This is a genomic window from Tenebrionibacter intestinalis, from assembly GCF_016632365.1.
In the GTDB taxonomy this organism is placed as follows: Bacteria; Pseudomonadota; Gammaproteobacteria; order Enterobacterales; family Enterobacteriaceae; genus Tenebrionibacter; species Tenebrionibacter intestinalis.
The window spans coordinates 1-8,831 of record NZ_JAEPBH010000070.1 but is presented as its reverse complement, the minus strand read 5'-3'; the positions used below and the strand labels follow the sequence as shown (position 1 = coordinate 8,831).

Annotated in this window: 10 protein-coding genes and 2 pseudogenes; 10 read left to right on the top strand and 2 right to left on the bottom strand. The window is 44.2% G+C overall.

The annotated features are described in order from the left end of the window. Window positions 1–598 (top strand): N-6 DNA methylase (locus tag JJB97_RS17070; RefSeq protein ID WP_238715295.1); only part of this gene is annotated, 598 nt, incomplete at its 5' end. A gap of 82 nt (window positions 599–680) precedes the next feature. Then, a pseudogene (locus JJB97_RS17065) lies at window positions 681–806 on the top strand (transposase); the annotation flags it as partial. On the opposite strand, the pseudogene JJB97_RS17060 reads toward JJB97_RS17065, so the two are convergent. Further along, window positions 791–1,621: pseudogene (locus JJB97_RS17060) on the bottom strand (DUF4158 domain-containing protein); the annotation flags it as partial. The pseudogenes JJB97_RS17065 and JJB97_RS17060 overlap by 16 nt on opposite strands. Window positions 1,622–1,783: 162 nt before the next feature. Between JJB97_RS17060 and JJB97_RS17055 the strand changes: the two are divergent. The 8 genes from JJB97_RS17055 to JJB97_RS17015 all read left to right on the top strand — a co-directional run bounded on the left by JJB97_RS17055 (window position 1,784) and on the right by JJB97_RS17015 (window position 7,715). Continuing rightward, on the top strand, window positions 1,784–2,335 hold the full coding sequence (locus tag JJB97_RS17055) for a recombinase family protein (RefSeq protein ID WP_238715294.1): 552 nt from the start codon (window positions 1,784–1,786) through the stop codon (window positions 2,333–2,335). Window positions 2,336–2,585: 250 nt separating this feature from the next. Further along, window positions 2,586–2,795 carry a microcin B17 family TOMM gene (locus JJB97_RS17050; RefSeq protein ID WP_072072310.1) on the top strand — a complete coding sequence of 70 codons (210 nt, stop codon included), beginning with the start codon at window positions 2,586–2,588 and terminating at the stop codon, window positions 2,793–2,795. 58 nt (window positions 2,796–2,853) lie between these two features. Next, window positions 2,854–3,708, top strand: coding sequence for an McbB family protein (locus tag JJB97_RS17045; RefSeq protein WP_238715293.1), 855 nt, complete (start codon window positions 2,854–2,856; stop codon window positions 3,706–3,708). Between the two features lies 1 nt (window position 3,709). Next, complete coding sequence (locus JJB97_RS17040) at window positions 3,710–3,985, top strand: hypothetical protein (RefSeq protein ID WP_238715292.1); 276 nt, start codon at window positions 3,710–3,712, stop codon at window positions 3,983–3,985. Then, entirely contained in the window at window positions 3,963–4,511 is a 549-nt protein-coding gene (locus JJB97_RS17035; protein ID WP_317981490.1) for a SagB/ThcOx family dehydrogenase, read from the top strand. The genes JJB97_RS17040 and JJB97_RS17035 overlap by 23 nt, the downstream gene beginning before the upstream one ends. Next, window positions 4,504–5,691 carry a YcaO-like family protein gene (locus JJB97_RS17030; protein WP_238715291.1) on the top strand — a complete coding sequence of 396 codons (1,188 nt, stop codon included), beginning with the start codon at window positions 4,504–4,506 and terminating at the stop codon, window positions 5,689–5,691. The genes JJB97_RS17035 and JJB97_RS17030 overlap by 8 nt, the downstream gene beginning before the upstream one ends. A gap of 731 nt (window positions 5,692–6,422) precedes the next feature. Beyond that, window positions 6,423–7,151 (top strand): ATP-binding cassette domain-containing protein, encoded by a 729-nt coding sequence (locus JJB97_RS17020; protein WP_238715289.1) that lies wholly within the window; start codon window positions 6,423–6,425, stop codon window positions 7,149–7,151. A gap of 3 nt (window positions 7,152–7,154) precedes the next feature. Beyond that, window positions 7,155–7,715: a pentapeptide repeat-containing protein gene (locus JJB97_RS17015; protein WP_238715288.1), complete on the top strand. Its 561-nt coding sequence runs from the start codon at window positions 7,155–7,157 to the stop codon at window positions 7,713–7,715. 338 nt (window positions 7,716–8,053) lie between these two features. Here the strand turns inward: JJB97_RS17015 and tnpC are convergent. Next, window positions 8,054–8,831 (bottom strand): IS66 family transposase (gene tnpC / locus JJB97_RS17010; protein WP_238715287.1); only part of this gene is annotated, 778 nt, incomplete at its 5' end.

Sequence of the window (8,831 nt, the reverse complement as noted above, 5' to 3'; positions counted from 1 at the left end):
AATCAGCACCAGGCGGACTGACTTATTGTCGTCTCATAGTCTCTGTTTTAACGAAAAGCGGGAAGAAAAATATCTGCGAATAATCGGCGGTTATGTAAAGTCGGACGTTGACCGTATGGCCCAGTTGCTGGCCCACGTGGTTAACGGGTTACAGAATGGCTTCTGTGATTTTCTGGGGAAAGTGTTTATGCAATTGGAGCTGGGCGATACATATCGTGGCCAGTTTTTTACCCCCTGGGATGTGGCCAGAATGATGGCGCAGTTGCAACTGGGGGATGTGAAGGCGATGTTTGATGAGAAGCCTTTCATCACTCTCAGCGAGCCTGCCTGCGGTGCTGGTTGTATGGTGTTGGCTTTTGCCGATGCTCTTAACCAGGCAGGCTATGCGTCACACCGCTATCTGTGGGTTTCCGCGACGGATATTGATCCACTGGCCGCTGGCATGGCCTACATTCAGTTATCGCTCTGCGGCGTGGCTGGCGAGGTCGTCATTGGCAACACATTGTGTGACGAACGGCGTCGCGTATTGCTGACGCCAGGCCATTATCTTGGTAACTGGTCACTTCGTCTGCGTTCACTGCGAAATAAGGTCGCATAATTACACCATGGCGCTCCCGTCAGGGAGCGTTTTTTGTTTGGCATAACTGGTGGATATAAGGCAGCACAGTCAGAATAATAAGATGTTTGGAGTGTTATTAGGACTTGAGCGGCGGCGTCGCCGTACACCGCAGGAAAAAATAGCCATTATTCAGCAGACAATGGAGCCCGGTATGACCGTGTCTCACCTCGCCCGCCTGCACGGCATACGTGAGATGTATTTTACCGATGCCATACCCGCATAGCGGGCCAGATTGCGCAGTTGTATGGCGGGCAGCCCGGTAAAGTTCAGCCGGGAAAAATCAAGGTTTCGCAGCCGGGCATACCGTTCCAGCGCTTCTGTAAACGCCGGACCGCTGACGGTGACCGGTCCCTTTTTCAGTTGCTCCAGCGGTGAAATCCGCTGCCCATCAGGAATGTCCAGCAGCTCCGTCACTCGGGCGATCTGCCATCTGTCCGGCAGCGCAGCCAGCTTTTTCCAGAGCCGCTGATTTGCACGTTCGCGTATTTCACTGACAAGACGTACAAGCGTGGTTGCTCCGGGCAACAGTACCTTATTCTGAAGCAGCCATGCGGTGGCAAAATCAAACATCAAACCGGGCCGCCCATTACTCAGCCAGGCGTGGGTATACAGCAGACGTTTCAGGCGGAAAGGCTAAGGAAAATCGCCAATTTCATGATAGCCATAATGTTCTTTAATTAACGCGGTATGCTCTCTACGGGTAGTGTCCCGTTCAGCATAACGAGAGAGTATTTCCGGGCGGGGTATATTAAGTTGCACGGCGACAAATCGCTGAACGCTTGGCAAGATCTGGGTTAAATCCGTCAAAAAGGCACCCAGGAAACGGGCTGTTGTGTGCTGAAGCGCTATTCCCAGACGGTTATGCTTTCCCCGTCGTAGGTTAATGAAAGCAAGGTCCCGCTCATCAAGATGAAAATAGCGGGCCAGTTGCACGTCATTGGGTTCTGCAACGTAACAACCGTAGTTCTGTTCCTGCTCAGCGGTCAGAAAATCGACGGGCATACGGGTCTCCCAGCCTGACGGCTATTTGTTAACAATCTTGTAACCGTCCGAAATGTTAAAATTATCGGACATCGTAAAACGGCTACATATATATGTCTATTAAATCGTAAATTTGCTATAATAGACAGTGGTTGTCCGATATTCGATTTAAGGTACATTTTTATGCGACTTTTTGGTTACGCACGGGTATCAACCAGTCAGCAGTCTCTCGATATTCAGATCAGAGCGCTCAAAGATGCAGGGGTAAAAGCTAACCGCATCTTTACCGACAAGGCATCCGGCAGTTCAACAGATCGGGAAGGGCTGGATTTGTTGCGGATGAAGGTAGAGGAAGGAGATGTCATTCTGGTGAAGAAACTCGACCGTCTTGGCCGCGACACTGCCGATATGATCCAACTGATAAAAGAATTTGACGCCCAAGGCGTTGCCATCCGATTCATGGATGATGGGATCAGCACCGATGGCGAAATGGGAAAAATGGTGGTCACTATTCTGTCTGCGGTGGCGCAGGCCGAACGACAGAGGATACTTGAGCGCACGAATGAAGGCAGGCAGGAAGCAAAACTGAAGGGCATCAGGTTCGGTCGCAAACGAGTTGTAGACAGGAGGAAAGTCTTGGAACTCTACAGTGAAGGTATGGGAGCGACAGAAATTTCACGTCAAGTAAGTGTTGCACGATCTACGGTCTATAAAATTCTTTCTGAAGAGAGATGAAGGATCTGGATATAGAAGACAATACTTTTAACTAAAAATGGCTTAAATGTAAATTTAATGTAATTTTTTGTTAAAAATCAAATCAATTTAATATCATATGTGGTTGATATGATTGTTTAATTTTAATTTTCAGATTTGTTAAGAGCAAATTTGACATTGTCAAAAACAGAAAATTACGGCAAGAAAATACTGTTGGCCAACACACTATTCAGATGTCATAAGCATTAATTTTCCTTAAAAAGGAGTTCTTATGGAATTAAAAGCTAGTGAATTCGGTGTAGTTCTGTCAGTTGATGCTCTTAAATTGTCCCGACAGTCTCCATTAGGAATTGGTATCGGCGGTGGGGGCGGCGGGGGCGGAGGCGGAAGTAGTGGTGGCCAGGGCGGTGGTTGTGGCGGTTGCAGCAACGGTTGTAGTGGTGGAAACGGTGGCAGTGGTGGAAGTGGTTCGCATATCTGACACGCTGGATTAACCGGTCAGGGGGCATGGCGCTCCCTGATATTCAAAAGGAATTAATATGTTGAATATCCTGCCATTTGAGATAATTTCCAGAAATACAAAAACCTTGCTCATCACCTACATTTCTTCGGTGGACATTTCCCATGAGGGAATGAAAAAAATCCTAGAGAGCCTGCATACCCGACGGGGTATTATTTCTGAATCCTGCCTTGACGAACTACTGGATTATGAGGCTATTGACAAAGACAAAGGCAAAGAGTTTCTTGTAACAACTGGCGTGATAAACAAAACTAAAGCATCGGCTCTCTGGGAACATTCGGTCATAATAAGCGATGTTCCGCACCTTTTCTGGGACGTAGAGAACCAATGGAAAGCAGATGGAATTCTGGTTTCTCATGTCTCAGACGTACGAGAGTTGGATTTTAATTTACCCGCCTCGACGTTGATCTGGTTGCACTTTGAAAAATATGACCCAGAGATTATCCGGTCAGTGTACACTAAATTCGAGAAAAGTTATGGTGTTGCATTCATACAGAGCTACTACCTCAAAGAATCGTTCAGAATAGATGGGGTATATTCGCCAGTACTTGGAACACCTTGTCATTTTTGCCACATTGAGAGATGGCTGAACAGGGAAGAAAAAAGCTTCAGGCGCAATGAAATGTCTTGGGCAAATCTGCTTACGTTAATGAAAAAACACAAAATGTCGCTACCAGCTCTGGCTTTAAGTGAGTCAGAACGAGGGTTCAGCCAGCATTTGATTAAACGGCGGCTTCAGGAACTGGTTGGCACCTCACTCGTTAAAAGTCATGTAGATACCTTCATGTCATCTGTGAGTATAGATTTAATTACCTGTGTTCTGAGTAAAGAGCCGGTAATTCACTGGCAGGCTTGTGGTTGCGTGGAGAGATAAAATGTCAAAACATGAACTCTCTTTGGTTGAAGTAACACATTACACTGATCCTGAAGTGCTGGATAATGTAAAGGATTTTCATATCAGAGGGAATTTTGCCTCCCTTCCCGAATTCTCTGAACGAACTTTTGTTTCAGCAGTACCGACGGCCCATCTTGAGAAATTTGAAAATAAAGAAGTTCTTTTCAGACCGGGCTTCAGTTCAGCACTGAACATCTCCTCTTCACTTCAGCAGGGAAAGATGTCCATCCGGAATTGGCTTTTGCGACAGAAATAGATGTTCTGTTCACACTATTGAAAAGCTGCTCGTTAATGCGTTCAGTTCTCCTGATCCAGCCTCCGTCAGGCGACCTTATCCTTCAGGTGGTGCCCAGTATCCAGTTGAGGTTCTTTTATGCCTATTGTCTGAAAACACGGAAAACTGGCAGACCGGAACTAACGTTTATCACTACATGCCACTAAGTCGGGCATTAGAGCCGGTCGCTGCGTGTGATACTCAGGAGCTTTACCGAAGCTTGTCCGGTGGAGATGCAGAACGTCTCGGTAGACCCCATTTTGCACTTGTCTATTGCGTCATTTTTGAAAAAGCTTTGTTCAAGTACCGGTACAGAGGTTACAGGATGGCCTTAATGGAAGCAGGTTCGATGTATCAGAACGCGGGATTGGTTGCAGATCAAATTGGGCTCAGGAACCGCGTATGGGCAGGATTTACTGATTCATACGTAGCAAAAACCATGAATGTTGACCAGAGGACTGCCGCACCGCTAATTGTTCAATTTTTTGGAGATGTCATCGATGATTAATGTCTACAGTAACCTGATGTCCGCATGGCCAGCCACAATGGTCATGAGTCCAAAGTTGAACAGAAAAATGCCCACTTTTTCTCAGGTATGGGACTACGAGAGAATTACACCATCCAGTGCTGCTGGTGAAACACTGAAGTCAATACAAGGAGCCATAGGTGAATACTTTGAACGCCGCCATTTTTTTAATGAGATCGTAGCTGGCGATGAAAAAACATTATACGAAATGATGGCTCCGGCAGCCGCAGATGCTTTTACAGAAGCGTTTGTTCAGACTTCCTCGCTGACAGAGGATGCGGTCAGAACCCACAGATTCAAGACTACTCGCGCCTTCAATCTGTTTAGTCTGGAGAAACAAGAAATACCAGCGGTCATTATTGCTCTCGACAATATAACAGCTGCTGATGACCTGAAATTTTACCCTGACAGAGATACATGCGGATGTAGCTTTCATGGTAATTTAAACGATGCTATGGACGGTGCCCTGTGCGAGTTTATGGAAAGACAGTCGTTACTGCTTTACTGGTTAAAGGGAAAAGCAAACACTGAAATTTCTGGAGATGTTATAACAGGGATCAACTATATAGATGAAATATTAGTAGCCCTCAGAGCCGAAGGTGAGCTCAGAATTTTCGATATCACCCTCCCCGGAGCGCCAGGACACGCAGTACTGACGCTTTATGGTACAACAAATAAATGTAGTAAGATAAAATATAGTACCGGGTTATCTTATTCCGGTAGTCTGAAAAAAGCCTTGTGTAAATCTGTAACGGAACTATGGCAATCATATATATGCATGCACAATTTCCTTATTGGTGGCTATACCGATGAGGATATTATTGACAGCTATCAGCGCCATTTTATGTCATGCAACAAATATGAGACCTTCACTGATTTGTGCGAAAACACCAGGCTGCGGCATAAGGATGTCATACTGTCTCTTGAAAACCATTCTTTAGAAGATGATTTACTTAGCTACCTCGAAAAAATATCTAGTAATATTTTTGTTTACTATGCGAGAGAAAGAATTAGCGACAATCTTGTCTGGTATACAAAAATAGTAAGTCCTGATTTTTTCCTTCATATGAACGGTTCAGGAGCACTAAATCTTAACAATAAACTATACTGTGCAGGAAACGGTATTAAACAAAGAGAATCTAAAATGGTCCCATTTCCATAAGGATATATTGTGGCAACATTAAGAATGACGATTATTTTTTTAATGGAACAAATCAGAACCCCTTTTAGTATAATATGGACAATTATGTCTCCCACCGTGTTGTTCTTTTTTCTGCATTTCAATGAAATTGAACGGCATTTCGGTGATACATTATGGCTGAGGCATCAGATATCGTGGTTCGTAGGATATATTTCATTTTCTGTTGTTCTTTTTAATTACTGTCTGTATCTGACAGGCAGAAGAGAAAGTGGTTTTATTGCTACCTTTGTCCACAGTATAGAGGGCCGGTTGTTGTTTATTCGCTCTCAATTGATGGCTTCTCTTATTATGTCAGTTCTGTATGTATTATTTTTTATTACAGTCGTATTCATTGGATTCCAGGCGCTGCCAGACTATCAGACGGTTATATTAATTTTGAAAACTATATGCATAAATGTGATGATGATGATTTCACTGACGTTTATGGCATCATTCCGTGTGACTTTCCAGACAGCCAGCACTATCTATTCCGTGTTGATAACGGTGTGTATGGTTTTAGGGATCGTATCATTAAAATATAACGACGGACTCGTTTACTGGATTAATATCATAAATCCGATTGCCATATACTCCACACTTCTCCAGCCAGGCCTTGAGTTATCGTACATCACTATTTTCGTCTATAGCCTCATGTTTATCATAAGTCTGATTTCAGCGCTGACCTTCAAAACAGAACCAGTGTGGAGTTCTCAATGACCATACCACTTTTAGAAATAAACTCCCTTAGCTTTTCATACAAAGGCCATCCTCCTGTATTCAATAATCTGTCGCTTGAAATAGAGCAGGGAGGACTGATAGGTCTGCTTGGTGAAAATGGGGCCGGGAAAACTACCCTCTTTAACATAATAAAAGGGGGGAGCGACAATTATGAAGGATCTGTCAAACGTTACTTCACTGGTGGTGAAATGGTAAGTCTGCCTCAAGTGATAAATCTTTCCGGGACGCTCAGAAATGAGGAGGTTTTTGATCTAATTTGCTGTTTTAATAAATTGTCCAAAAAGCAGGCGTGGGCAGAACTTAACAGTAAGTGGAATGATGATTTTTTTATCCGGTATGAAAAAATAAGACATAAAAGAACCTATACGGTAAGTTATGGTGAAAAACGATGGCTTATAATATCCCTGATGTTAACTCTCTGTAAGGATGCCCGTTTCTTTTTGCTGGATGAACCAACGGTTGGTATTGACATTCAATACAGAATGATGTTGTGGGATCTTATTAACGGAATTGCCGCTGACGGGAAAACTATTTTTTTCTCAACACATATATTTGATGAACTTACCAGAGGGTGTATTCCATTCTATATGTTGTCCAGGAATGGTATTAAGTACTATACTAATATGGATAATTTCATGCATGCAAACAACGAAAATACGCCAGAAAAGGCTTTTATCAAAGAAATTATGGGAGTAGAGGGTTGATTGATGGAGATTAATGGTAAAAAAATAACAAAAAGACAACTGAATGAAGCGAAAATATCGAATGCTAGCTACTATAATTGTGTTTTTGAACGTATTCAACTAGACAATATAAACCTTCGCGATTGTGAGTTTGAAAATTGCCTGTTTATAAACTGCTCATTAAAGAACTTGAGTCTCGATTTTTTTAAACTTATTGATTGTGAATTTAAAAATTGTTTACTGCAGGGTGTTAACGTCTCTGATATTATGTTCCCCTGTACGTTTTCTCTTGATAATTGCGAAATGAGATTTGTTGACTTAGTCAGTTTGCGATTGCAGAAAACAAGTTTTTTATTTACCAAATTCAGAGATTGTTTATTTGAAGAAACTGATCTCCGTAAATCTGATTTCACCGGTTCGGAATTTTATAATACCGAATTCAGGCATTGTGATTTATCTCGCTGTGACTTTTCATTGACTGATGGCCTTGACATAAATCATGAAATAAATAAGATTTCTTCTATAAAAATCTCTCAGGATGCCGGTTTTAAAATCCTTAAAAGGATGGGGGTTATTATTTCGTGATGCTGTTTGGGTATTAATAATTTACTCGGTACGATATTTATTAAAGTTATTTCATCTTTCAACTATCGTCATAATTAGCGATATTAAGAATAGTAATTAACAAACCCAGGTAAATTATAAATGTATTCCCAAGTGAGATCAGGGGGTTTTATATATTTAAAATCATATAGTTAGTTTTTTTACGTACGTTTTGGTTCCATTGGCCCTCAACCCACTTAGTAGCCCCTAAAAAGGATCCATAAGTGATCTTTTTTAACAATCTCATCACTATAAAATCTTAACGTGAGTTTTCGTTCCACTGGTAAGCGTCCAGCGAGAACCGTATTGACGGGGATGTGTTATTCAGTTGGCAGTGCTACGCGCCAGGGGAGCAGTTCATTCACCCGATTGTTCGGCCAGTCTGCTATGACGTTAAGCACATGACGGAGGTAGCTTTCTGGATCCACGCCGTTCNAGCTTTCCAGGGATTTCTGCAGCGGTTTCGTTTTCAACTGACGTTCGGCAAGGCGCTGCTCTGCCGGCATTCCCCTTATCTCCGCCTCGATGGCGTACAGTTCGCCGATCCGTCTCAGGGCTTCCTCCGTCAGGGCTGATGGGGTACGAACGTGCACATCGTGGATTTTACGGCGGGCGTGAGCCCAACAGGCGGCTTCCGTTATCCGGCCATCCCGGTACAGCTCGTTGAACCCGGCGTATGCATCCGCCTGCAGCACACCGCTGAACCTCGCAAGATGGGTCTGCGGATGGATGCCTTTTCTGTCCGGGCTGTAGGCGAACCAGACCGCCGGCGCCAGCGCTGACCCGGCGTTGCGGTCGTCACGAACATACGTCCACAACCGCCCGGTCTTCGTCTTCTTATTGCCCGGCAACAGCACCTGGACGGGGGTATCATCGGCATGGAGTTTGCCGTCGGTCAGGACATAGTCCTGAAGCACCTCTTCCAGCGGTGACAGCAGCCGGCAGCACGCATCCACCCAGCCCGACAGCAGTGAACGGCTCAGTTCCACACCCTGACGGTCGTATATTTCAGACTGGCGGTACAGCGGGGTGTGCTCTGCATACTTTGAGCTCAGCACCCGGGCCAGCAGCCCCGGTCCGGCGATACCCCGCTCGATG

What these genes read in the sequence shown, in the direction of transcription:
- JJB97_RS17050 (WP_072072310.1), top strand. Translation starts at nt 2,586, where the DNA reads ATGGAATTAAAAGCTAGTGAATTCGGTGTAGTTCTGTCAGTTGATGCT.
- JJB97_RS17030 (WP_238715291.1), top strand. Translation starts at nt 4,504, where the DNA reads ATGATTAATGTCTACAGTAACCTGATGTCCGCATGGCCAGCCACAATG.
- JJB97_RS17015 (WP_238715288.1), top strand. Translation starts at nt 7,155, where the DNA reads ATGGAGATTAATGGTAAAAAAATAACAAAAAGACAACTGAATGAAGCG.
- JJB97_RS17040 (WP_238715292.1), top strand. Translation starts at nt 3,710, where the DNA reads ATGTCAAAACATGAACTCTCTTTGGTTGAAGTAACACATTACACTGAT.
- JJB97_RS17045 (WP_238715293.1), top strand. Translation starts at nt 2,854, where the DNA reads ATGTTGAATATCCTGCCATTTGAGATAATTTCCAGAAATACAAAAACC.
- JJB97_RS17020 (WP_238715289.1), top strand. Translation starts at nt 6,423, where the DNA reads ATGACCATACCACTTTTAGAAATAAACTCCCTTAGCTTTTCATACAAA.
- JJB97_RS17055 (WP_238715294.1), top strand. Translation starts at nt 1,784, where the DNA reads ATGCGACTTTTTGGTTACGCACGGGTATCAACCAGTCAGCAGTCTCTC.